The organism is Gemmatimonadaceae bacterium (assembly GCA_019637355.1).
Classification (GTDB): domain Bacteria; phylum Gemmatimonadota; class Gemmatimonadetes; order Gemmatimonadales; family Gemmatimonadaceae; genus Pseudogemmatithrix.
In genome coordinates, this window is sequence record JAHBVT010000001.1 from 463,634 (window position 1) to 487,102 (window position 23,469).

A 23,469-nucleotide genomic window follows, 5' to 3' on the forward strand; every position below is an offset into this window, starting at 1 on the left:
CGGGCGTTTGGGAGGATGCACCATCAGGCATTCAAGCAAGGGGGCGCGTGATGGCCAAGTGGGTGGACACGACCGCGAATATCGTGCTCGCAGTGTCAGCGGCGACCGTCGCTGTCCTGTTGCTGTTGCAGCCCGCGAGAACTCGCGCCCCTAGCGGGTCGCGACCGCCTGCGGACGTGCCTGTCGCCGACGCGGGAACGGAGGCTCTCAACGGCCTGTTCCCGGCAAGCGTTCGCGCCGGCACTCGGATGGTTGTTTTCGTTGACGTAGAGTGCCCGTACTGTGCGCGCTATCACGAGACTGTGGATCGAATTTCGAGAGAGCTTCCCGGGGTCTCCGTCGAGATTGCGCACTTCCCGCTTCCGCAGCACCGTTTCGCTCGGTCTGGTGCGCTCGCGCTCGAGTGTGCACGCGAGTTCGGCCACCTCGAGGCGTTCTTGACCGCAGCATACGCGACCCAAGACTCACTAGGGCTGCTATCCTGGGCACACCTTGCTAATCGCACGCCGATTGACAGCGGACGTTTCCGAGGCTGTATTGAGTCTGGGCGGTACGAGGCGACCGTCGCCCGGCATCTCGAGGTGGCTCACCTGATTGGGGTTCGTGGAACGCCCACGGTTGTTGTCGGTGCTACGATGTTCGGCCGCCCGCCATCGTTTGAAGAGTTGGCGCGGTTAGTCGGCGGCGAGGGAGAACGGCAGTAGGAACAATTCGGAGAACCGCTGTCCGTGCCCTTCGCCTCGTGTATGCTCTCGGAGGTCCGCAATGAGTTCGTGCGCACGACACTGCCTCACCGTTGCCGCGGCTGTACTGGCGATGCTCTGCGCACAGCCGACCTCGGCCAACGCACAGTCCAGCGTCACCGTGTCCATCGTCGACCAAACAGGCGCCGCCGTCCCATTCGCCTATGTGTCCCTGGTCGGCCGGTCGTCGCACACGGCGGATGACAGCGGCCGCGTGAGCTTCGACACGCGTCGCCTTAACGAGCTGCGCTTCAACGTCCGGCGGCTGGGCTACTATCCGCTGGATACCACGCTCAGCAGTCGCAGCGTAGACACGGTGACGCTGCGAATGCGGCCGATCGCGAGGTCGCTCGACGCGGTGACGGTCTCGGCGCGGCCTGAGGACGTCCTCACGCAGCGCGGCTTCTACGACCGGATGATGCGCGTGCAGCGCGGTGCAATGACGGCGGACTTCATCGGCCCCGAGGAGTTGAACGCGCGCAACCCGATGACGGTCTCGCGCGCGCTCAGCGGCTCCCGCTATGCCGCCTCGAGAACCGTAGGCGGCGGGCGTGTCGGGCGGGTGATCATCACCGGACGCGGCGGGTGCTCAATGTCGATTCTCGTGGACGGTCTTCCGATAACTCAGAGCACCCAGGACATCACGCGGGGGGATCCGACGTCGATATCGCCGGGCGGGACTCGGCAGACTGGACAGACCTACGAAGAGGCTCGCCTGCCAGACATCGACGAACTCCTACCCGGGTCGGAGATACTTGCAATCGAGATTTATCCGAGCGTCGCGAACGCGCCGGTCGAACTGCAACGGGTCACCCAGCGCGGCTCCTGCGGCATCGTCGCGATCTGGACCGGGGGGCGCGGGAACCCGTAGGGCACTGTCCCCGGGTGGCCACAGGCGAAGATGCAGAGGGGCGAAACCTGTATATTCCCCCAATGCCACTCCCCGTCTTCCACGCCACGACCATCCTCGCCGTCCGCCGCGACGGCAAGGTCGCCATCGGCGGCGACGGCCAGGTCTCAGTCGGCGACACGGTGATGAAAGCCGGCGCCGTGAAGGTGCGTGCCCTCAAGGGAGGCCGCGTGCTGGCGGGCTTCGCCGGGGCCGCCGCCGACGCCTTCACGCTCTTCGAGAAGTTCGAGGAGAAGCTCGAACGCCACCCGGGCAACCTGCCCAAGGCCGCCGTGGAGCTGGCCAAGGAATGGCGTTCGGACCGCGTGCTGCGGCGCCTGGAGGCCCTGCTGGTGGTGGTGGACGCCCAGCACGGCTTCGTGATCAGCGGCAACGGCGAGCTCATCGAGCCCGACGACGGCCTCCTCGCCATCGGCTCGGGCGGCTCCTACGCCCTCGCCGCCGCGCGCGCCCTGCTGCGCGAGACGACGCTGCCGCCGACCGAAATCGTCAAGCGCGCGCTCACCATCGCCGGCGAGATCTGCGTCTACACCAACACGCACATCACCGTGGTGGAACCCTCGGCCTGATGACGGGACCGCGCACCGAACAGGCGCTGGCCCGCCTCGCCGATCTCACGCCACGCCGCATCGTCGCCGAACTGGACCGCTATATCGTGGGCCAGGCGGAGGCCAAGAAGGCGGTGGCCATCGCCCTGCGCAACCGCTGGCGGCGCCAGCGCGCGCCGGAAGGCATCCGCCAAGAGATCGCGCCCAACAACATCATCCTCATCGGCCCCACGGGCGTGGGCAAGACGGAGATCGCGCGGCGCCTGGCCAAGCTCTCCGGCGCGCCCTTCGTGAAGGTCGAGGCCTCCAAGTTCACCGAAGTGGGCTATGTGGGCCGCGACGTCGAAGGGATGGTCCGCGATTTGGTCGACAGCGCGATCGAGATGGTACGCACCGAGCGCGAGACGGAGGTCGAGGACCTCGCCAACGACCGCGTGGACGAGCGCCTGCTGGACCTACTGCTGCCGCCGCCGATCGCGACGCCGGCCCGCCCGGCCAGCGAGGCCGAGCGCGTGTTCGTCGCCGGCCCCGAAGGCAACGTGCAGCAGGAGCAGACGCTAGCCGAAGAGCGGCACAAGCGCACGCGCGAGAAGCTCAAGCAGTTGCTGCGCGACGGACAGTTGGAGCAGCGCGAGGTGGAGGTAGAGGTCGCCCAGCAGCCCCCGGCGATGGACGCGCTCTCGCAACCCGGCGCGCCGGAAGGAATGCAGAACTTCACCGATATGCTCGCCGACTTGCTGCCGAAGCGCACCAAGAAACGCACGGTGAAGGTCAGCGAGGCGCGGCGCATCCTGCTGGACCAGGAGTTCGACAAGCTCATCGACCTCGACGACGTGGTCGTGGACGCGATCGAACGCGTGGAGTCGTTGGGCATCATCTTCCTCGACGAGATCGACAAGATCGCGGGCGGCAAGGGTGACTTCGGCGGACCGGACGTCTCGCGCGAAGGCGTCCAGCGCGACCTGCTGCCGATCGTCGAGGGCAGCAACGTGCAGACGCGGCACGGGATGGTGAAGACGGACCACGTGCTGTTCATCGCCGCCGGCGCCTTCCACGTCTCCAAGCCCAGCGACCTGATTCCCGAGCTGCAGGGACGCTTCCCGATCCGCGTGGAGCTCAAGCCGCTCACCGAGGCGGACTTCGTGCGCATTATGACGGAGCCCGAGAACGCGCTCACCAAGCAGTACGCGGCGCTGGTGCAGGCGGATGGCTGCGAACTCAGCTTCACGCCCGACGGCATCGCGGCGATCGCCCGCATTGCGGCGCAGGTGAACGCGAAGATGGAGAACATCGGCGCGCGGCGCCTGCATACGGTGATGACGACGCTGCTCGAAGACCTGCTCTACGACCTGCCGGACCGCGGCACCGCGCCGGAACTGGTGGACGCGAAGGTGGTGAAGGCGCGCCTCAGCGCCATCGCCGAGGACGAAGACCTGCGGAAGTACATCCTGTGAGGACGCCGATGCGCTCGTTGCACCACGCCCTGCCGTTGCTTGCTGCCCTCGCGCTCGCCGCCTGCGGCGAACGGCGCGACATCTCCGACCTCGCGGCGGGGCAGGCGCCCTTCAACGAGCTGCGCGGCACCAACGTCGCGACGCTGCGCGCCGGTGAGGTGCGCGCCTTCCGCCGTAACGCCGAGCGCAGCCCGCTCGAGGGCTATCGCGAGCAGGTGGGGGCCTGGGACGTGCTCTACGCCGTGCGCGGGTACGACGGCTCGGACGGCAGCTATCCCGCCGAGGACGTGCAGATCCTTGAAGTAGAGGCGACGCGCGAGTGGCCGTCGGATTCCGTCGCCCTGGCCACCTGGGAAGGCACGGTGCGCGACATCCGCAACGCGACCGGCGCGACGCCGCACTGCCTGACCATCAGCGGGCCGGGCTTCTCGCTGCGCGTCGTGGAGTTCGACCGCGGCGGCCAGTGGCGCCTCGCCGCGTCAGTCGCGCCGTCGGTGCGCCTGCCCAACCGCCAGACGCTCTCGGCGCGGCACGCCGTCGCCGTGCGGAGGCTCTCGCTCACGGAGCGCTTCCCGGAGCAGGGTGGGGCCAACCCGGATTCGCTGCCCACCTGGACCCGCACCGAGTGCCCCGGCCAATGACCGCGCACCGCGACTTCCTCGCCCTCACGGACTTCTCGCCGGCGGAGCTGCGCGCGCTCTTTGCGCTCTCCGACCAGATGCGCACCGGCGCGTACCGCAAGCGCCCGCTCGAGGGAATGGCGCTGGCGATGCTGTTTATGAAGTCGAGCACCCGCACGCGCGTGTCGTTCGAGGTCGGGGCCTGGCAGCTTGGCGCGCACGCGCTGTTCCTCTCGCCGCGCGACGTGCAACTGGGCCGCGGCGAACCGGTGGCCGACACCGCCCGCGTGCTCGACCGGATGGTGCAGGGAATGATGATCCGTACCTTCGCCCACGCCGACGTCGAAGAGTACGCGCGGCACTCGCAGGTGCCGGTGATCAACGGCCTCACCGACCTGCAGCATCCCTGCCAGATCCTCGCCGACTTGCTCACGGTGCAGCAACACCTTGGCAGCTTCGAGGGCAAGACGATCGCGTGGATTGGCGACGGCAACAATATGGCCAACAGTTGGTGCGACGCCGCGCAGTTGCTGGGCTTCACGCTGCGCCTGGCCTGCCCGGAAGGCTACGATCCGGACCCGGCGATCCTTGCGCGCGCCACGGCAGGCGGCAACGTGCAGTTGCTGCGCGACCCGCAGGCCGCCGCCGATGGTGCCGATGTCGTCACCACGGATGTGTGGGCATCGATGGGGCAGGAGGAAGAGCAGGCCACGCGCGCCAAGGCCTTCGCGCCCTTCCAGGTGAATGCGGCGCTGATGGCCCGCGCGAAGCGAAACGGCATCTTCCTGCACTGCCTGCCCGCGCATCGCGGCGAGGAAGTCAGCGCCGAGGTGATCGACGGCGCGCAGAGCCGCGTGTGGGACGAAGCCGAGAACCGCCTGCACGCGCAGAAGGCCGTGATGGCGGTGTTGATGGGCGGCGAGCCCCTGGGCTGAGCGCCGCGTGTACGCCGTGATCGGGGCGGGGCCGATGGGACTCGCCACCGCGCGCGTCCTGCAGAAACACGGCCTGCCGTTCACGGGATTCGAGCTGCACGCCGACGTGGGCGGACTCTGGGACATCGCCAATCCGCAGAGCACGGTGTACGAGAGCGCGCATTTGATCTCGTCCAAGCGGATGACGGAGTTCGCCGAGTTCCCGATGCGGGACGAGGTGGCGCCGTACCCGCGGCACGATGAGCTCCGGCGCTACTTCGCCGACTTCGCCACGCACTTCGACCTGCGGCGCCACTACGAGTTCTCCACGCGCGTCGTGCGCTGCGTGCGCGCCGCCGAGGGCGGATGGGACGTCACCACCGAGCACGCAGGCGCGCAACGCACGCGACGCTTTGCCGGCGTGCTGATCGCCACCGGCACGCTGCACCATCCCTACCAGCCGGCGCTGCCGGGCCACTTTGCCGGCACGCTGATGCACTCGGCGCAGTACAAGTCGCCGGCGCAGCTCGCAGGCCAGCGCGTGTTGGTGATCGGCTGCGGCAACTCCGGCGCCGACATCGCGGTGGACGCGGTGCGCAGCGCGGCGTCGGTGGATCTCTCGGTGCGCCGCGGATATTGGTTCCTGCCCAAGTTCCTGAAAGGCCGCCCGATCGACACCTTGGGTGGGCTCATCAAGTTGCCGCGGCCGCTCAAGCAGCGACTCGACGGACTGATGGTGCGGCTGGTCGTAGGCAAGCCCAGCGACTACGGCCTGCCCGATCCCGACTATCGCCTGTACGAGTCGCACCCGGTGATGAACTCCCTGGTGCTGCATCACCTCGCGCACGGCGATATCACGGCGCGGCGCGACGTGGCGGCGGTGGAGGGACGGCGCGTCCGCTTCACCGATGGCGCGGAGGGCGAGTACGACACCATTCTCCAGGCCACGGGCTATGCGCTGCACTATCCGTTCGTCGCGCGCGAAGAGTTGAACTGGGCCAGCGGTGGCGCGGCACCGGCGCTCTATTTGAACGCGATGCATCCCACCGACGACAGCATCTTCCTGATGGGGATGGTGGAGGCCAGCGGACTCGGCTGGTAGGGACGCTACGAGCAGGCGGAGCTGGTGGCCTTGTACCTGAAGGGTCTCGCGGCGGGGCATCCGGCGGCGCGGGCGCTGCAAGCGGAGAAGCGCCGCAAGTTCGCCGAGCGCGTGGACGGCGGGTTCCGCTACCTCAAGCTCGACCGGATGGCCTACTACGTGCACAAGGACAGCTATCTGCGCGCGCTGCGTCGGCACATCCGCGCGCTCTCGCGCTAGCCGATCGTGGACGACGCGATCCCGCTCAAGTTCGATCCCTCGGGGCTGATGGTGCTCAACGCCATCGTCGCGCTGATGGTCTTCGGCGCGTCGCTGGACCTGCGGATGGCGGACCTGCGTCGCGTGGCGCAGCGGCCCAAGGGCGTGCTCGCCGGACTCTCGGCGCAGGCGCTGCTCACGCCGGGGCTCACCTGTCTGCTCACCTGGGTGTTCCGCGTGGATCCGGCCCTGGCGCTGGGAATGATCCTCGTCGCGGCCTGCCCCAGCGGCGCGCTCTCGAACGTGCTCACCTGGCGCTCGCGCGGCAACGTCGCGCTCTCGGTGGGGCTGACGACCGTATCCAGCCTCGCGGCGACCGTACTCACGCCGCTGAACTTCGCGCTCTACGGCTGGCTGAATCCGCGCACGCGCGAGCTGCTGCAGGAGGTCTCGTTGCCCGTGGGTGGCATTCTCGCGCAGGTGGCGCTGGTGCTGGCGTTGCCCGTGCTGCTCGGGATGCTTGTGGGCGTGAAGTTGCCGGCGGTGGCCGAGCGGCTTGAGCGGCCGCTGCGGCAGCTTTCGTTTGTCATCTTGATTGCGTTCATCGCGGGTGCGTTCTGGGAGAACCGCACGCTGTTCGTGGCGCGCTTCGGCGACTTCTTCTGGCTGGTGGTGCTGCAGAACGCGATGGCGCTCGGGCTCGGCGCTTGGGTGGCGCGGCTCGCGCGCCTGAACGAGGCGGATAGCCGCGCCGTCACGCTGGAGGTGGGCATCCACAACTCCGGCCTCGGCTTGGCGATCCTCTTCACGTTCTTCCCGACGGCCGGCTCGATGATGCTGATCACGGCGTTCTGGGGCGTGTGGCACTTGGTGAGCGGCCTGCTGCTCAGCGGTTACTGGGGCCGGCGGCCTCCGCTCCCGGCGGCCGCGTGACGGCCAAGCGCATCCTCATCACCGGCGCCACGGGCTACGTGGGGCGCATCGTGGGCGCGCGGCTGGCGCAGGAGCATCACGTCGTCGGCACGGACCTGCGCGTCGTCAGCGACCTCGGCTTCGAGACGCTCGCGATGGACGTGCGCGATCCCGCGCTCGCCACGCTGCTCACGGACCGCGGCATTACGCACGTCGTGCATCTCGCGTCCGTGCTCGAAGGGCGCGGCGACCGTGCGGTCGCCTACGACATCGACGTACAGGGGACGAAGAACGTGGTCGACTCCGCCCTCGCGGCGGGCGTGCGGCACCTCACCGTGGCCAGCTCCGGCGCGGCCTATGGCTACTTCGCCGACAACCCCGACTGGATCGACGAGGACTTTCCGCTGCGCGCGGGCTTCGCGTTTGCGTATGCCCACCACAAGCGCCTCGTCGAGGAGCTGCTGGCGGGGTATCGTGCGACGCACCCGGAGCTCGCGCAATTGGTGCTGCGCATCGGCACGGTGCTCGGCGCTGGCACCCAGAACCAGATCACGGCGCTGTTCCAGAAGCGTCGCATCCTCGCCGTGCGTGGCAGCGACTCGCGCTTCGTGTTCATCTGGGACGAGGACGTCGCGGGCGCCGTCGCGCACGGCGTCGCGGGCGACCGCACCGGCATCTACAACGTCGCGGGCGACGGCGCGCTGACCATCCACGAGATCGCGGCGCAGCTCGGCAAACGGACGCTGGTGTTGCCGGCCTTCGTGCTCCAACAGGCGCTCGAGATCGGGCAGTTCTTCCATCTCAGTCGCTACGGCCCGGAGCAGTTGGACTTCCTGCGCTACAGGCCGGTGCTGAGCAACCGGCGGCTCAAGGACGTGTTCGGCTACCGGCCGGCGAAGACGTCGGGAGAAGCGTTCACCGTGTGGGCGCAGGCACAGCGGCATCGATGAATGGGCGGGAAGATGAAGCTGGGCACTGAATACTCGACTGTCCGGGTGGGCGACATCGCGCCCGATTTCACCTTGCCGACCGACGCCGGCGAGCCGCTCACGCTCTCGTCGCTGCGCGGCAAGCGCGTCGTCCTGTTCTTCTATCCCAAGGACTCGTCGCCGGGCTGCACGATCGAGGCCTGCGGCTTCCGCGACCTGGTGCCGCGCTTCAAGCGACGCGGTGTGGCGGTGCTGGGCATCGCACCGGGCACCGTGCGCTCGAAGGCGCGCTTCAAGGCGGCGCAGGGTCTGAACTTCCCCCTGCTCAACGACGCCGAACAGCAGGCCGCCGAGGCCTACGGTGTGTGGCGGGAGAAGCTGCTCTTCGGGCACCGGTATATGGGGGTGATGCGGACGACGTATGTGATCGGGACGGACGGCCGAGTGGAAGCCGTCTGGGAGCACGTGGAGCACGAGGGCCACGCCACGGAGGTGGACGCGTTCCTACGAGGGGCGCCGCCGCCGGTCCGGGCGTCCCAGGTCGGGCGAGCGGCCAAGAAGAAATAGTCGTAGGTTGGAGGCGATGTCGGACGCCTTCCTGTCCACCCTCCAAGCCGCCCTCGGCGACGAGTATGTCGTCGAGCGGGAACTCACGGCTGGCGGGCAGAGCCGCTTGTTCCTCGCCAGCGACGCCGAGTTGCCGCGCAAGGTCGTCATCAAGCTGCTGCCGCCGGAGCTCGCGGGCGAGGTCGCGCTCAAGCGCTTCAAGCGCGAGATTGCCGTGCTCGTCAAGCTGCAGCATCCGCACATCGTGCCGATCATCGGGATGGGCGCCACCGACGACATCATCTGGTACGTGATGCCGTACATCCCCGGCGAATCGCTCGAGGAGCGCCTCCGGCCCGGCCCGCTGCCGCTGCGCGAGGGGTTGCACGTGCTGCACGAGGTGGCCGATGCGCTGGCGCACGCGCACGAGATCGGCGTGGTGCATCGCGACCTCAAGCCGGCCAACGTGCTCTTCCAGTCCGGGCACGCCGTGCTGGCCGACTTCGGCGTCGCGCACGCGCGGCTGGAGATGATGCGCGAGTCCAGTGGCGTGCCGCTGGGCACGGTGCGCAAGAGCCTGGCCGCCAGCGGCGGCCGACTCACCGACAAAGGCTTTGCCGTCGGGACGCCGGGCTATATGGCGCCGGAGCAGTTCCACGGCGACGACCCCGCCGACGCCCGCGCCGATGTGTACTCGTTGGCGATGCTCGGTTATGAAATCCTCACCGGTCGCGCGCCCTTCGCCGAGTACCGTGGGGCGCGGTTGATGGTGGCGCATTTCACCGAGATGCCGCGCCCCGCGCACGAGGTGAACGCCGAGGTCCCGGAGCCGGTGGCGCGGTTGTTCGAGCGCGGAATGGCGAAGGACCCCGACCAGCGATTCGCCGACGCCGGCGAGTTCCGCGAGGCCTTAGGCGCTCACTGGTAGGGCCCGCGCGCCGAAGAGAGGGATCGTTTCCTCGGGCCGAAGCGGATGCGAGAGCAGGAAGCCCTGCACGTGCTCGCAGCCCATCGCGCGAAGCTGCGCCAGCTGTGCTTCCTGCTCCACGCCCTCGGCCACCACGTCCATCGACAGGCTCTTGGCCAACGCGACTACCGAGCGGACGATCTCCAGACACTCTGTGCTCACGTCCATCCGTCCGACGAAGTAGCGATCGATCTTGATGCTCGCGATGGGCAAGCGGTGTAGGTAGCTCAGCGACGCGTGACCGGTACCGAAGTCGTCCATCAGGATGGCGATGCCGCGTGCGCGCAGCGCCTGCAGCACCGTCCGTGCCGTGTCCTCGTCGTGCAGGATGACATTCTCGGTCACCTCGAGCCGCAGGCGGCGCGCGTCGAGTCCGGTGGTCGCGAGGGCGCGCTCGACGATCTCCACGAGCGCGGGATCCGCCAACTGCTTGGCCGCCAGGTTCACGCTCACCCAGGGCGCATCGGGGCCGTTGGGCGCGAGTTCGGCGAGGTGGCGGCAGGCTTCGCCGATCGCCCAGGTGCCCAGCGGCACGATCATCCCCGTCTCCTCGGCCACCGGCACGAACTCGCCCGGGCCGAGTAGGCCGCGCGTGGGGTGCGCCCAGCGCAGCAGCGCTTCGAAGCCCGCCATCCGCGTGGGGCTGCCCTCGCGCGCGGTGAACACCGGCTGGTACCAGACCATCATCTCGCCGCGCGCGATCGCCGTGCGCAGGTCGTGCTCCAGCGAGGCGCGGTGCCGCACGCCCTCGCGCATTTCCGGCCGGTAGTGCGTGTGGCGAGCGCCGCCGAGTCCCTTGGCTTCGGTCATCGCGAGTTCGGCGTTGCGCAGGTAGTCCGTGGCTGATTCCACGCCCGGCTCGTGGAGCGCGATGCCGATGCTTGCCGTGACCGGCACGTCGTGGGTGAGTACGTGCAGCGGCTCCTGCAGCACCAGTGCCACGCGATCGGCGACGCGCTCGACTTCTTCCGGTTCGTGGACGGCGTCGAGGATCAGCAGGAAGACGTCGCTGCCGAGCCGGGAGATGACGTCGCCCGGGCGGACGGCCGTCGCGAGCCGACGGGCGAAGGTGCGGAGCAGTTCGTCGCCAGCGCCGTGGCCCAGCGCGTCGTTATGGCCGGTGAACCGGTCGATGTTCACCATCAGCGCGGCGAAGCGGCGCTCGCCCTGGCGCCGCGTACGCGAGATGGCGCGGCGCAGCAGGTCGAGCGCGAGGGCGCGGTTGGGGAGGCCCGTGAGCGTGTCGTAGAACGCCTCGCGGCGCACCTGCTCCTCGACGCTGCGTTGCGCCGTGGCGTCGCGGACGGAGCCCGCCACGCGCAGCGCACGCCCGGTCGCGTCGCGGACGATGATGCCCGTCCACTGCACCGTCATCCAGTGGCCGTTCTCGTGCCGCAGGCGGTGTTCGCTGCTGAAGCGCACCCCCGTGCCGGAGGTCTGCGCGGCGATGTCCACCTGCACCTGGGCGCGGTCGGAGGGATGCACGCGGCCCAGCCACTCTTCCGTGGAGGCCAGGACCTCATCGGCGGTGAGCCCGAGCATCTCCCGCCAGCGTGGGGAGAAGCGGATGTGATCGTCGGCCAGATCCCAATCCCACAGTGCCTCGTGGGCACTGCGCGCCGGGAGCAGCAGCCACTCGGCGCTGGTGCGCGTCGGTCGGCGCAGGGCCGCGTCGAGGTCGGCCTGCGAGGGAACCACTTGTTGTGCGAGGCGCTCGGTGGCTCGGAGCCGGAGGTAAAGCCACGCGCTCAAAGCCCCGGTTGCAGCGAGCGCGATTGAGAGGGCAAGAACCAGCATCAGTGGAGGTATCGGTCGAGAGGAAGTCTGCCTTGCCCGGAGAAGTAACCTAGGGCAACCTCGGAAAGACTGCGGTATCGGCCGTCACGTTTCAAGACGAATTCCGAGTCATATTCTTGCCAGTGCAAAGCAAGCGAACAGTGCCGCGAAGTAGACTGACGCCTGCCGTTCCGGCATATTGAAGGCTCCCCAGTTCGCCACCCAACGAGTCCTGAGCAATGACCGCGAGCACGAGCCTCAAGCGCACGCCCTTCCACGCCCTGCACCTTGCCGCCGGCGCCAAGATGGTGCCCTTCGCCGGCTTCGAGATGCCAATCCAGTATCCGAGCGGCATCACCGCCGAGCACAACGCCGTGCGCAAGAGCTGCGGTGTGTTCGACGTGTCGCATATGGGCGAGTTCATCGTGCGCGGCCCGCAGGCCATCGACTTCGTCACGTACGTCACCAGCAATGACGTCGCGGCGCTCAAGGACGGCCAGGTGCACTACTCGGGGATCCTCACGGAACGCGGCACCTTCGTGGACGACTGCCTCGTCTACCGCTACGCCGCCGACCACCTGATGATGGTCGTGAACGGCTCCAACAAGGACAAGGACCTCGCCCACATCCAGCAGTACAAGGGCAAGTTCGACTGCACGCTCGAGGACGTGAGCGACGACATCGGCCTGCTCGCCGTGCAGGGCCCGCAGGCGCAGGAGATCCTCCAGGCGCTGACGCCTGCCGCGCTCGACGACATCAAGTACTACTGGTTCACCGAAACCACCGTCGCCGGCGTGCCGATGACGCTCTCGCGCACGGGGTACACCGGCGAGGACGGCTTCGAACTGTACCACGGTGCCAAGGACTCCGAGAAGCTCTGGGCGGCGCTGATGGCCACGGGCCGCATCACGCCGACCGGACTCGGCTGTCGCGACTCGCTGCGCCTCGAGATGGGGATGGCGCTCTACGGCAATGACATCGACGACAGCTACACCCCGCTTGAAGCCGGACTCGGCTGGCTCGTCAAGATGAAGAAGGGCGACTTCGTCGGTCGCGCCGCGCTCGAGGCGCAGAAGGCCGTTGGCGTCCCGCGCAAGCTCGTCGGCTTCACCTTCGAAGAGAAGGCCATCCCGCGCCACGGCTACCCGGTGTTCGTGGGCGGCGAGCCCAGCGGCGTGGTGATGAGCGGCATTATGAGTCCCAGCGTCGGCTGCGGACTCGGCACCGCCTATGTGCCCACCGCGCACGCCAAGGAAGGCAACACGCTCGAAGTCGAGATCCGCGGCAAGCGCGTGGTGGGGACGATTGTCGGGTTCCCGTTCTGGAAGCAGGGGACGGTGAAGCGTTGAACTCGGACGGATGACGGATGACGGACGCCGTCAGCATCCGTCATCCGTCATCCGTCCATCTCTGGGTTAAGCAATGAGCGTCCTCATCACCCTCACAGATGTCGAGCCCGCCGTCCGCCTCAACGCCCTCCTCGAGGCCGACGGGCTGAAGACGACGATGGTCTCGCCGCTCGACGACCTGCCGAGCGAGATCCGGAAGGCGCGCCCGGAGGTGATCGTCTTCACCGGCAGCCTGCTCGACCCGCAGACGCTGGCCATCGCGCGCGACCAGATGTGGGGCGGCGCGGCGGTCATCGGACTCGCCGATGTCGGCGACCCGCAGCTCGAGGCCAAGCTGCGCAACGTGGGCTTCGCCGACGTGCTCGCCAAGCCGGTGACGCCGGAAGCCCTGCGGCAGAGCGTGGAGGAGTTGCTGGAGCGCGCGCGCATCACGCGCGAGACCGGACTCTGGGGCGAGAGCGAGGCAGTGCGCCAGGTGCTGGTGGCTGTCGGGCAGATGGCGCCGGTTTCGAGCACCGTGCTCATCGAAGGCGAGAGCGGCACCGGCAAGGAACTGGTAGCGCGCGCCATCCATAAGATGTCGTCGCGGCGCAGCAAGCCGTTCATCGCCGTGAACGTGGGCGCGCTGCCCGAGACCTTGCTTGAGAGTGAGCTCTTCGGCCACGAGAAGGGGGCCTTCACCGGGGCCGCCGAGCGGCGCATCGGGCGCTTCGAGCTGGCCAACGGCGGCACGCTGTTCCTCGACGAGATCGGCGAGATCCCCGGCAACGTGCAGGTGAAGTTGCTGCGCGTGCTCGAGGAGCGCGAGGTCACCCGCGTCGGCGGTACGCAGGTGATTCCGGTCGATGTGCGCGTCGTCGCGGCGACGAACCGTCCGCTGCGCGAGTCCGTGGCGATGGGCGGCTTCCGCTCGGACCTGTTCTACCGCCTCAACGTCCTGCGCATCTACTTGCCGCCGCTGCGGGAGCGCCGCGAGGACATCCCGCTGTTGGTGCGTCGCTTCGTGCAGGAGTTCGCGCAGGAGCACGGCCGCGAGTTCCACGGCATTTCGGCCGAGGCGATGCAGGCGCTGGTCAACTATGCGTGGCCGGGCAACGTCCGCGAGCTGCGGAACTTGATTGAGTCGATGGTCGTGCTCGCGACGGGGCGGGAGATCGGGCTTGCCGACATTCCGGCCGCGATTCGCGAGGGCGGGGGCGACCGCCTGCTGCCTGTGCCCGTCGGCGCCATCCTCCGGGAGGAGAGCCGGGCCGAGGGGCGGGAACTGGAGTTCATCGTCCGGAGCTTGGTTGAGGTGAAGCTGCAGCTCGAGGAGCTGCGCCGCCGGGTCGATGAGGTGCGGGCCGAGCGGGACCAGTGGGCGGCGATGGCTTCAGGTGCGGGGGTTGGTCTGGCGGGGGCGGGGGGTGGTCCCGGACTCGGCGTGTTGCCGGGACTCGGTCACGGGGGGATTGGGCACGGGGTCGTGCCGGCGGCGCCCTTCGGCGCGTTGGCAGGGGGGGTCGAGCCGCCGGGCGCGACGCCGCCGACGGCCGTGACGATTACCCCCGGGATGACGATGGCCGAGATCGAGAAGGCGGCGATCCTAGCCGCGTTGCGTGAGACGAAGGGGAATCGTCGTAAGGCTGCTGAAATCCTTGATATCGGGGAGCGAACTCTCTACCGAAAGCTCAAGGAGTATCAAGTTCCTGAACAGTTTGGGGAGTGAATGGGGCGTTTTTCGCCTGCAGCCCCTTCCCAAGTGACTAGATATTGCACAGGTTGAAGGGTGCGCGGTGGACTTGTCCGCCGTGCAGCCTAGGCCGACTCCCACCGTCTCGCCCCAGGAATCCGTGACTCGTTCGCATCAGCCCGCTTCAAGCGAGGTCAGCCCGCTGATTGCAGGCAGCGTGCTCCCGCTCCAGCGTGCGGAGGAGTTGATCGCGACGTTGAAGGACGTGGTGTCCGCGCGGATCACCGCGACCGAGAACGGGTCAGTGGATGCGATCCACGTGCTCGTGACGGGCGACACTCCGGCGAAGGCCGTGGTGCGGAACATCGAGAGCGCGCTGATGGCGCAGCTGGGGCTCAAGGTGGATCATCGAAAGATTTCGGTGGCGGCGACGACGCGCCGGCCGGTGACGGGCGAACAGCCGATCGTCGAGGCGCCCTCGGCGCCGCGAGCGGGCATTGGGCGCCCCGTGTACTTCGAGGATGTGGAGCTTCGCGGTTCCCGCGCGCGCGGCGTGACCTGCAAGGTGACGCTGCGGATTGGGGCCGAGCAGTTTGCGGGCGAAGCCGAGGAGACCGTGCAGAGCGACCGCAGCCGCGTGGATGTCAGCGCGCGCGCGGCGCTGATGGCGCTCAGCCTGGCCGGTCCGACGGGCGGGATTTTTTCGCTCGAGGGCGCGAAGCTGATCACCGCGTTCGAGCGGGAGTTCGTGTTTGCGGCGGTGATGGCGCGCAGCGGTCGGGAGCAGGTGTTGCTGACCGGGAGCGCGGAGGTCCGCGATAGCGCCGAGACCGCGGCCGTGCTGGCCGTGCTCGATGCGACGAATCGATGGATGGCGACGTTGGCGGCCGGCGAGACGATGCCGGTGATTGAGGAGCGTCGCGGTCTGCGGTAGGGATGAGTAGGTGTAGGGAACGGAAGGACGAGCGGTCAGAAGGGAAGCGAACCGACGAAAGAGGTACCCCTCGTTCTCTCTGAGAGGAGAGGACACAAGCGGTGCGCCTGACGGCGCGACGAGCGGAGCCGACCTGATGTGATGGGCACCTGGAGACGGGTGATCTCATTGACGGGAGGTGATTCTCGATGACGTACATCTGTTCACTCTGTGCCGCGCTGGCGGCGTTTGTGATGGGTGATTCGCAGAGCTGGGCATAAGAAGGTGCGAGGGCGAGGGGTCCTCCGGTTAGCATCAAAGGAGACGCATGAGGTCCTCTGGGGTGGAGCGGATTGTCGAGGTTGTCGTCGCGGGGGCCATGGTGTCCATCGCGGCTTTTTTTGCTTTGGGTGACGCTCCGAGCGCTTACGACTGGCAGGCCGCAGGTTTCTTCACAGGACTTGGGATTCTCGCGGCTGCTCTGTCGTACCCCGTAGGGCGCGCGACGTCAGGAACCATAGGCTTTCTGCCCTACCTAAGCATATCCATCATCGCGCCAAATCTCGCGGCGGTTCTCTCTGTTGCGATCAGTACGGCATTTGCGGAACTCATTCAGAAGCGCGCACGGCAGAAAGCTGCCTTCAACATCGGTCAGCACACGTTTGCTATCGCCTGTGGGATCTGGGTATACCACTCGCTGGGGGGCACGTCGGTCATCGCTGGCGGTCCGCGAGTCTGGCCGTTTCTTGGTCTCGCTGCGACATACTTTGCGCTCAACAAGCTTGCGGTAAGCACCGTAGTCGCTAAGACCGCCGGTGATAGTGTCCTTCTTCACTGGCTGAAGAGTGTGCGAGGGTCTAGCCTTTACGACGCACTCTCTCTGCCGCTGGTCGTCGTTCTCTCGTTGGTGTTCGTTTCGAAAGGGGCAGCCTGGACAGCGGTTGCAGCGCTACCGATGCTGGGCATTCGTCAGCTCTATCGCATGGTCTTCGCACTTGAGAAGATCAACGAAGAGCTGTTGCAGCTAATGGTGGCCTCAATCGAAGCGAGGGATCCCTACACGTCTGGTCATTCGCAGCGTGTGGCGCGATACGCGCGCGAAATTGCCCGTTCAGCTGGGTTGAGTGCCAAGGGCATTGAGCGTGTCGAGATGGCGGCGCTCCTTCACGACGTCGGCAAGATCCATGAGGAGTTTGCCACGATACTAAGAAAGCCCGGCAGGCTGACAGTCGAGGAGTTTGCTCGCATGAAGCTGCACCCCGTCAGGAGCGCCGACCTCGTGGCAAAGGTATCTCACTTCCGAGACCTAGTGGCGGTAGTGCGCGCTCACCATGAGGCCTGGAATGGCACCGGATATCCCGATCAGCTTCATGGCGACGCGATACCACATCACTCACGAATCATCGCGATAGCTGACACTGTCGATGCGATGACGACATCTCGTCCGTACAGGGCCGGAATGACACCTGCTCGGGTGCGAGAGGAACTCGCAGCTGAGAGTGGGAGGCAGTTCGACCCACGCATCTGCGCTGCATTGCTGGCTCCCGCGAACTGGACTCGTCTCGAGCAGACGATCACATCGGCTCAGGCGGAGTTTCCGGCCAATGAGTCCGGTGTAGAGGGGCAGGGAACGAACGGCAACACGGGAGAGTTCGTTTCGGCGTTAGTCTCAGCTTAAGGCGGCGAGTTCGATGTAGAACGGGGGCACGGGAGGGCGACTGGACTCCCTGAATCGGCGCATGTGGGCAGAGGCAACTTGGTACGCTTTCGAGTCGTCGCCGAGAGTCTTGAGTCCTCGCACGGTAAGTTCCACGGCAAAGTGGCTTCCAATCATGCCGTACGATTTCGGCGCAAGCTCAAGCAACTCATCAGAAAGCGCTGCGGCTTGTCGCGACATCCCCGATTTCGCGAAGCAGTAGCACGCGAGCGATAGCTCGCCGAGTTTGCTCGGTACGTCGCCAAACCTCCGTGCTATAGGCAGTCGCTCGCCGATGCGAACTGCGACCTTCTCGAACAATCCCATCTGCATCCAGAGTCGATCCTGCGCGTGCACCGCAGATGTTCGTGTTGTACCAAAGGCTGCTACTGAATCAAGTTTCATCCCCTTGTCTATCCACTGCTCGGCCCGGCCTGTGTCACAGTAGTCGAGAAACAGAAACGAAAGCGCGTCTGCAGCGACCCGAGCTAAGTGCGGAAGCCCGTGTTCAATTGCGATCGCGAAGGCCGCTTCACCTCGACGAGCAGCGCCCTCGAGGTCGCCAGCGTGTCGAAGAGCATTGCACGCAACTCGCTCGATGTGACAGCGCTCGGCCACATCTGCGGAATCGGGCCACTGAGCTGGCGACTCAGACACAGCAGCAACAATATCCGTTGCGCACCCCAGTTCGGATGCGCCAATCACTCGGGTCAGCCAAGCGGCAACGCTTGGAGCGTCCAGCTTATCCTCCAGCCTTCGTGATTCCTCAACAAGTTCCACAAGAAGAGAGCGGTTGTGTCTGTTCACGGCAAGGCGAGCTCCGACAAGACATGCGCGCAGTCTAGACTCTAGCCCGAGCTGTCCGCTTCTTGCTAGAGAAGCGATCTCCGCCACCGGTCCATCGCTCAACATATCAAGTCGCAGTTCTGCCTCGCCGACCGTCACTAGAGCCGAGAGACGCTCAGGCGCCAACCTAGGATCACGTAGAGCTGAGGACTGGAGGCATTGTTTCGCCACCTCAAGCGCCGTGGCAGGATCGCCGTCGAGTAGGTGGGCGCGAGCGCGGCGAGCAGCGATTCGCGCGTGAGGCGCAGGCGAGCTCGCAAGCTCCGCGAGGCTGTCGAGGCTCGAGAGCGTCTCTGCGACCAGTCCTAGTGCGTATAGAGTGTCTGATGCGCCAATGAGATGCTCAAGTGCGCGCTCCTTCTCGCCGGCAAGGTTTAGCAAGTGGGCAACGCGACGTGAGAGGGAGATGTCATCAACGTGCGCTTCCCGCTCTAGGTCTTCGGCGCACTCGAGCGCGAGTGCCATCGTAAGGGTGGCAGGAGTACTTGACACGACAGCTTCCTTCCAGCAGTCGTGCAGCTGTAAGACGCCAGTGTCGCGAGCGGAAATCATCCCATCGAGTTCGAGAGTTTCTATGGTGTGTTGAAGTGATTCGTGGCTAGTAGCGCACAGTCGGCGCAGACGCGCCAGGGTAGCTGTGTCCCCTAGAAGAGTGATAAGTCGCAGCGTCCGTACTCCGAGCTCGGACAGGGATGCCAGGCGAGAGCTGATTACTTTCTGAAGTGTGTCCGGTAGGAGCTTCGCCGCCACGGCAAGTGACTGGGACAGCGACAGTTCACGAAGGAAGAGCGGATTGCCGCCAGCAGCCTCTACAACGCGGTCCAGCGAGTGCCCGCTTGAAGTGAGATGAAGCTGCGCAAGAGTCTCATGAGCAAGAGTGCGCGACTCCGCCCGGGAGAGGGTGTGGATGCGAACGGTGGTGTGTGCAGACTGCGATAGAGGTGCGCTGAGACGAGCGAGCGCTTCCGGTCGGTACGCACATATCATTGCACAGTTCGTAGAAATCGCAGCGAGTTCAAGTGTGCCGATGAGCACCGCTGAGAATTCATCTGCCCAGTGCAGGTCGTCAATTGTTACAAGCAGCTTCCCCTCCTCCGCAATCGCACGGATGAGACGGCTTGCTGCAGCGGCAATGTGGTCTCGAGTCTGCGCCACCGGACCTGCAACAGCGCCCGGGTCAAACGATCCATCATGATATACGAGCTTGCGAAGAAGGTTGATGTCATTCGGTGGGGCGGCCGCGGCACCTGGAACATCCAGCAGCTGTCTAAGTAGGCCTTGGAAGAGCGCGAGCGGCAAAGTGGTCATGATTGGTTCGGCACTGACTGCAATCGTTCGCGTTCCTCGCACCCTCCCGAACTCTCGGGCCTCGGCAAGTAGCCTCGACTTGCCGATGCCAGGCCCACCGATAAGGTGTGAGTGCGTGCTTTTTCCGGCGATGGCGCCCTCGATGCAGGCAGTGACGATCTGCATGGTGGACTCGCGACCAATCAGCCGTGTATCTCGCGCTGAAGGTGCGGACCAGTCCGCTCGCCTTTCAGCAATGCGACGGCGCATCGAGAGAGCTGGCTTGCCCAGTTCCGATGAGATGTGGCCGACCTCCGTCAGGTACTCATCGAGAATCCCCAGCGCTGCCACCTTCGACCCTTCCATAGCAGTCGCCTCAGCGCGCGCCAACGTCGCCTCCTCATTCAACGGATCCGATCGCAAAATCACCTTCGCCCACCGATCCAGATCCGCCCACCGCCCCTCCCGACGCGCCTGAACCACCTGCCGCTGCGCCGCCCGCCGCTGCTGCGCCTCCACCTCGCTCCGCACCCCGTCAAACCACTCCAGCACCTTCTCCGGCATCCGCCCACTAAACGTCGGCCCCAACGCCAACGACGCCTCCACCACCTCCGCTGGCGCCGACTCCGCCCACTCCGCCGCCAAACACTCCCGCAAATCACTATCCACCCGCGACGGATCCAGCCGCAGGAACTCCCCCTCCTCGTCAAACACCAACCCCTTCTGCCGGAGCCGATACAGCATCTGCCGCATCGCGTGCCGCCGCGCGTCCTCCTCACCCGTGGGCCAGAAGACCTCCAGCAGCTCCTCGCGAGGAATGCGCTCCCCGGCTCGCGTGGTCAGGTACAACGCCAAGGCGAACATCGCCTCGGTGTTCATCCCGATCTTCCGCGACCCGACGTGGATCTCGGCCTTCCCCAGCACGCGGACCCGCACGAGGTCCGGCTTCACCGGTTTCTTCGCCATAGCACCATATCCTCGCACCCCCCGTCACCCGCCCGTCACTCGGCGGATTCTGCGCCTGGGGGCAGCAGTCCGCTAGGGATGCGAAACGCGCCGCCGGTCCTGAGGACCGACGGCGCGCGTGACTGCCGTGAGACGCGGGATCTACCGCCCGGAACGCCCGCCGAGCCCGAGGATCTGCTCGATCCCCACACCCTCGGCCTCGGCCTGGAAGTTGAGCACCACACGGTGCCTGAGCACGCTGAAGGCCACGGCGTCGACGTCCTCGAGGTCAGGGACCGCGCGGCCGTCCATCGCGGCACGCGCCTTGGCCCCCAGCACGAGGTTCTGCCCAGCGCGCGGACCGGCGCCGAAGCTCACGTACTTCTTCACCGCCGGCGTGGCCTCGGGCTCGCCAGGCCGCGTCGCGCGCGCGAGTCCGACGGCATACTGCACCAACGACGGCGGTGCAGGCAGACGACGCACCAACTGCTGCATCTCCAAGACCTCGGCGGCCGTCAGCACCGGCTTCACGACGCCCTTCTGCACGCCGGTGGTGGTGGAGACGATGTCCTCTTCCTCACCGACGCTGGGGTAGCCCATCCGCAACTCGTACATAAAACGGTCGAGCTGCGCTTCGGGCAGGTGGTAGGTGCCCTCCTGCTCGATGGGGTTCTGCGTCGCGAGCACAAAGAAGGGCTCGGGCAAGGTGTAGGTCTTGCCCGCCACGGTCACCGTGTGCTCCTGCATCGCCTGCAGCAGCGCGGCCTGCGTCTTCGGCGGCGCACGGTTGATCTCGTCGGCCAGCACGATGTTGCCGAACACGGGACCGCGCGCGAACGTGAACGCCCGCTTGCCGGTGCCGTGGTCCTCCTCGAGCAGCTCGGTCCCGGTGATGTCGCTGGGCATCAGGTCGGGTGTGAACTGGATGCGGCTGAACTCGAGGTCGAGCGCCTGACTCAGCGTCTGGATCAGCAGCGTCTTGGCGAGCCCCGGCACGCCGACCAGCAGCACGTGGCCCCCGGCGAGCACTGCCGACGTAAGCATATCGACGATCTCGCCCTGGCCGACGATGCGCTGCGCAATCTGCCGCCCCATCTCGCGACGGGCCTCGGCGAGGCGTGCCAACAGCTCCAAGTCTCGCGCGTCCGCGGCGGCGTCGCGCACTGCAGTCTGGCTCACGGGCTCTCTCGGAATGGGTCCGGCGGGGGGTCCGGCAATCTAACGCGCGACGCCCGCAAGTCGCTCAACCCATCGGGATTGGGGAGGCAGAAGCCGCGACAATCGACCACATTGAGAAGGATGCCACTTCCCGTTCTGCCGAAGCCCGCCGCCGACGCCATCGCGGAGCCGGCGTGAGTCCGTTGCCATCCCACAGTGGCCCCAACCGCGCGCCGTCCACCCGCAGCGTCCAAGTCGGGTTCTTCCTGTTGCTGCTGGTCTGCGCCGCCCAGCTCGCGTTCTGGATGTGGGACGAGTGGCGCTACACGCAGGTGATGACGGAGCGTCTGGCTGAGGCGCTCACCGCCACCGGGGCGGGCGCCGAGCAGATCGCCCAGCTGGGCCGCGAACGCGCGCAACGCCTCAACCGCTACGCCTGGGAGGGTGCGTTCTTCCTCGCCGTGCTCCTGGCCGCGATGGCCGTGGTACTGAAGGCGCTGCGCGAAGAGGCCGAGCTGCGCCGCCGGCAGGAGCGTTTCCTCGCCGCCGTCTCGCACGAGTTCAAGAGTCCGCTCGCCAGCCTGCGCCTCTCCGTGGAGACGCTCGCGCTGCGTGAGCCCGCCGCCGCCGAGCGCGCGGAGTTGATGCGGCGCATCGTCGTGGAGCTGGGACGGCTGGAACGGATGGTCGCCAACACGCTGGACACCTCGCGCCTGGCCAGCGGCGGCGAGGCGCACCCCGAGCAGGTCGCGTTGGACGAGGTGGTCGCGGAGATGAACGAAGAGCTCGCGGCGTTCGCCGACGAGTGCGAGGTGCGCGTGGAGACGGCGGTGTCGCACCGCTTGGTGGTGCACGCCGACCGGGATGGCCTGCGCACGGTGGTGCGCAACCTCCTGCACAACGCGATCAAGGCGAGTCCGCGCGGCGGCGTGGTGCAGGTGCAGGCGCAGGCCGAGGGCCACGACGTGGTGCTCGAGGTCAGTGACGACGGTGTCGGGTTCCCCCCGAGGGAGGCAGCGCGGTTGTTCGAGCAGTTCTATCGCCTGGAAGGCGACGGTCGCGGACGGATGCAGGGCACGGGCCTGGGATTGTATCTCGTCGAACGCCTGGTGACGCACGCGGGCGGCCGCGTGCGCGCCCAGAGTGCCGGGCACGGGCTTGGCGCGGTCTTCACGGTGCGCTGGCCGCGTCCGGCCGAGGAACGCTCGTGAGCGCGCCCGGCGGTGCCCGTGTGCTCCTCGTGGAGGACGAGCCGAATCTCGCGCGCGGCATCCGCGAGAACCTCGTGCACGAGGGCTACGCGGTGGACTTCGTCAGCGACGGGCCCAGTGCCCTGGCGCAGGTGCGCGCGCACGACTACGCCGTCGTCGTGCTCGACGTGATGCTGCCGGGGATGGACGGCTTCACCGTGTGCGAGACGCTGCGTCGGGAGGGCAACGACACGCCGGTGCTGTTCCTGACGGCCAAGGGCGGTGCGCACGACCGCATCCGCGGGCTCGAGGCCGGCGGCGACGACTATCTGCCCAAGCCCTTCCACCTGAAGGAGCTGCTGCTGCGAGTGGCAGCCATCGTCCGGCGGCGCACGCGCTTCGATGCGCTGCTCGGCAGCCGCGAGCTGCTGCGCTTCGGCGGAAACGAGTTTGACTTCACCAGCTTCCGCGGCCGCAACTGGGACGGCCAGGAGCAGCAGCTCACGCCCAAGGAAGCGCTGATCCTCGCCGAGCTGGCCAAGCGCGACGGGCGCGTGGTGTGGCGCGAGGACCTGCTGGAGCGCGTGTGGGGCGGGGAGGTGCTGCCGAGTTCACGCACGATCGACAACTTCATCGTGAAGTTGCGGAAGCGCTTCGAGCGCGAGCCGGAGCGGCCGCGGCATTTCCATACGGTGCGCGGCGTGGGCTACCGCTTCACCGCTGCCGGCGAGGAGCCCAGCGAAGGCTGAATGCACGAACGCCGCACCCGAGGGCGCGGCGCTGTCATTCACTGC

At 67.1% G+C, this 23,469-nt stretch carries 21 protein-coding genes; 18 read left to right on the top strand and 3 right to left on the bottom strand.

What is annotated here, in order from left to right; translation table 11 throughout:
• Positions 1-50 precede the first annotated feature (50 nt).
• The 12 genes from KF689_02035 to KF689_02090 all read left to right on the top strand — a co-directional run bounded on the left by KF689_02035 (position 51) and on the right by KF689_02090 (position 9,804).
• Complete coding sequence (locus KF689_02035; protein ID MBX3132151.1) at positions 51-704, top strand: thioredoxin domain-containing protein; 654 nt, start codon at positions 51-53, stop codon at positions 702-704.
• Positions 705-765: 61 nt separating this feature from the next.
• Positions 766-1,614 (top strand): hypothetical protein, encoded by an 849-nt coding sequence (locus KF689_02040; protein MBX3132152.1) that lies wholly within the window; start codon positions 766-768, stop codon positions 1,612-1,614.
• A 62-nt stretch (positions 1,615-1,676) separates the two neighbouring features.
• Positions 1,677-2,222 (top strand): ATP-dependent protease subunit HslV, encoded by a 546-nt coding sequence (gene hslV, locus KF689_02045; protein ID MBX3132153.1) that lies wholly within the window; start codon positions 1,677-1,679, stop codon positions 2,220-2,222.
• Positions 2,222-3,655: an ATP-dependent protease ATPase subunit HslU gene (gene hslU, locus KF689_02050; protein MBX3132154.1), complete on the top strand. Its 1,434-nt coding sequence runs from the start codon at positions 2,222-2,224 to the stop codon at positions 3,653-3,655. Before hslV ends, hslU begins: the two co-directional genes overlap by 1 nt.
• Before the next feature lie 8 nt (positions 3,656-3,663).
• Positions 3,664-4,296 carry a hypothetical protein gene (locus KF689_02055; GenBank protein MBX3132155.1) on the top strand — a complete coding sequence of 211 codons (633 nt, stop codon included), beginning with the start codon at positions 3,664-3,666 and terminating at the stop codon, positions 4,294-4,296.
• On the top strand, positions 4,293-5,210 hold the full coding sequence (gene argF, locus KF689_02060; protein MBX3132156.1) for an ornithine carbamoyltransferase: 918 nt from the start codon (positions 4,293-4,295) through the stop codon (positions 5,208-5,210). The genes KF689_02055 and argF overlap by 4 nt, the downstream gene beginning before the upstream one ends.
• Before the next feature lie 7 nt (positions 5,211-5,217).
• Positions 5,218-6,291, top strand: coding sequence for an NAD(P)-binding domain-containing protein (locus KF689_02065; GenBank protein ID MBX3132157.1), 1,074 nt, complete (start codon positions 5,218-5,220; stop codon positions 6,289-6,291).
• A gap of 24 nt (positions 6,292-6,315) precedes the next feature.
• A complete protein-coding gene (locus KF689_02070; protein ID MBX3132158.1) occupies positions 6,316-6,510 on the top strand; it encodes a hypothetical protein in 195 nt (64 codons plus the stop codon).
• A gap of 6 nt (positions 6,511-6,516) precedes the next feature.
• On the top strand, positions 6,517-7,422 hold the full coding sequence (locus tag KF689_02075) for a bile acid:sodium symporter family protein (GenBank protein ID MBX3132159.1): 906 nt from the start codon (positions 6,517-6,519) through the stop codon (positions 7,420-7,422).
• Positions 7,419-8,351: an SDR family oxidoreductase gene (locus KF689_02080; GenBank protein ID MBX3132160.1), complete on the top strand. Its 933-nt coding sequence runs from the start codon at positions 7,419-7,421 to the stop codon at positions 8,349-8,351. The genes KF689_02075 and KF689_02080 overlap by 4 nt, the downstream gene beginning before the upstream one ends.
• A 12-nt stretch (positions 8,352-8,363) precedes the next feature.
• Positions 8,364-8,897, top strand: coding sequence for a thioredoxin-dependent thiol peroxidase (gene bcp, locus KF689_02085; GenBank protein MBX3132161.1), 534 nt, complete (start codon positions 8,364-8,366; stop codon positions 8,895-8,897).
• A gap of 16 nt (positions 8,898-8,913) precedes the next feature.
• The gene (locus KF689_02090; protein ID MBX3132162.1) at positions 8,914-9,804 is read left to right on the top strand and encodes a serine/threonine protein kinase; all 891 of its coding nucleotides are present in this window, start codon (positions 8,914-8,916) and stop codon (positions 9,802-9,804) included.
• Here the strand turns inward: KF689_02090 and KF689_02095 are convergent.
• The gene (locus KF689_02095) at positions 9,787-11,541 is read right to left on the bottom strand and encodes a GGDEF and EAL domain-containing protein (protein MBX3132163.1); all 1,755 of its coding nucleotides are present in this window, start codon (positions 11,539-11,541) and stop codon (positions 9,787-9,789) included. The genes KF689_02090 and KF689_02095 overlap by 18 nt on opposite strands.
• A 317-nt stretch (positions 11,542-11,858) precedes the next feature.
• Between KF689_02095 and gcvT the strand changes: the two genes are divergently transcribed.
• From gcvT to KF689_02115, 4 genes are all read left to right on the top strand, one after another.
• Positions 11,859-12,968 (top strand): glycine cleavage system aminomethyltransferase GcvT, encoded by a 1,110-nt coding sequence (gene gcvT, locus KF689_02100; protein ID MBX3132164.1) that lies wholly within the window; start codon positions 11,859-11,861, stop codon positions 12,966-12,968.
• A 73-nt stretch (positions 12,969-13,041) separates the two neighbouring features.
• A complete protein-coding gene (locus KF689_02105) occupies positions 13,042-14,676 on the top strand; it encodes a sigma-54-dependent Fis family transcriptional regulator (protein MBX3132165.1) in 1,635 nt (544 codons plus the stop codon).
• A 181-nt stretch (positions 14,677-14,857) separates the two neighbouring features.
• Entirely contained in the window at positions 14,858-15,574 is a 717-nt protein-coding gene (locus KF689_02110; protein MBX3132166.1) for a hypothetical protein, read from the top strand.
• A 322-nt stretch (positions 15,575-15,896) separates the two neighbouring features.
• Positions 15,897-17,231 carry an HD-GYP domain-containing protein gene (locus KF689_02115; protein MBX3132167.1) on the top strand — a complete coding sequence of 445 codons (1,335 nt, stop codon included), beginning with the start codon at positions 15,897-15,899 and terminating at the stop codon, positions 17,229-17,231.
• On the opposite strand, the gene KF689_02120 is transcribed toward KF689_02115, so the two are convergent.
• Together KF689_02120 and KF689_02125 are read right to left on the bottom strand one after the other, a co-directional pair.
• Positions 17,223-20,348 (bottom strand): AAA family ATPase, encoded by a 3,126-nt coding sequence (locus KF689_02120; protein MBX3132168.1) that lies wholly within the window; start codon positions 20,346-20,348, stop codon positions 17,223-17,225. The two genes, KF689_02115 and KF689_02120, sit on opposite strands and share 9 nt — an antisense overlap.
• 141 nt (positions 20,349-20,489) lie before the next feature.
• Positions 20,490-21,422 (bottom strand): MoxR family ATPase, encoded by a 933-nt coding sequence (locus tag KF689_02125; GenBank protein MBX3132169.1) that lies wholly within the window; start codon positions 21,420-21,422, stop codon positions 20,490-20,492.
• A gap of 257 nt (positions 21,423-21,679) precedes the next feature.
• Between KF689_02125 and KF689_02130 the strand changes: the two genes are divergently transcribed.
• The gene (locus tag KF689_02130; GenBank protein ID MBX3132170.1) at positions 21,680-22,696 is read left to right on the top strand and encodes a HAMP domain-containing histidine kinase; all 1,017 of its coding nucleotides are present in this window, start codon (positions 21,680-21,682) and stop codon (positions 22,694-22,696) included.
• The gene (locus KF689_02135) at positions 22,693-23,424 is read left to right on the top strand and encodes a response regulator transcription factor (protein MBX3132171.1); all 732 of its coding nucleotides are present in this window, start codon (positions 22,693-22,695) and stop codon (positions 23,422-23,424) included. The genes KF689_02130 and KF689_02135 overlap by 4 nt, the downstream gene beginning before the upstream one ends.
• Positions 23,425-23,469: the final 45 nt, after the last annotated feature.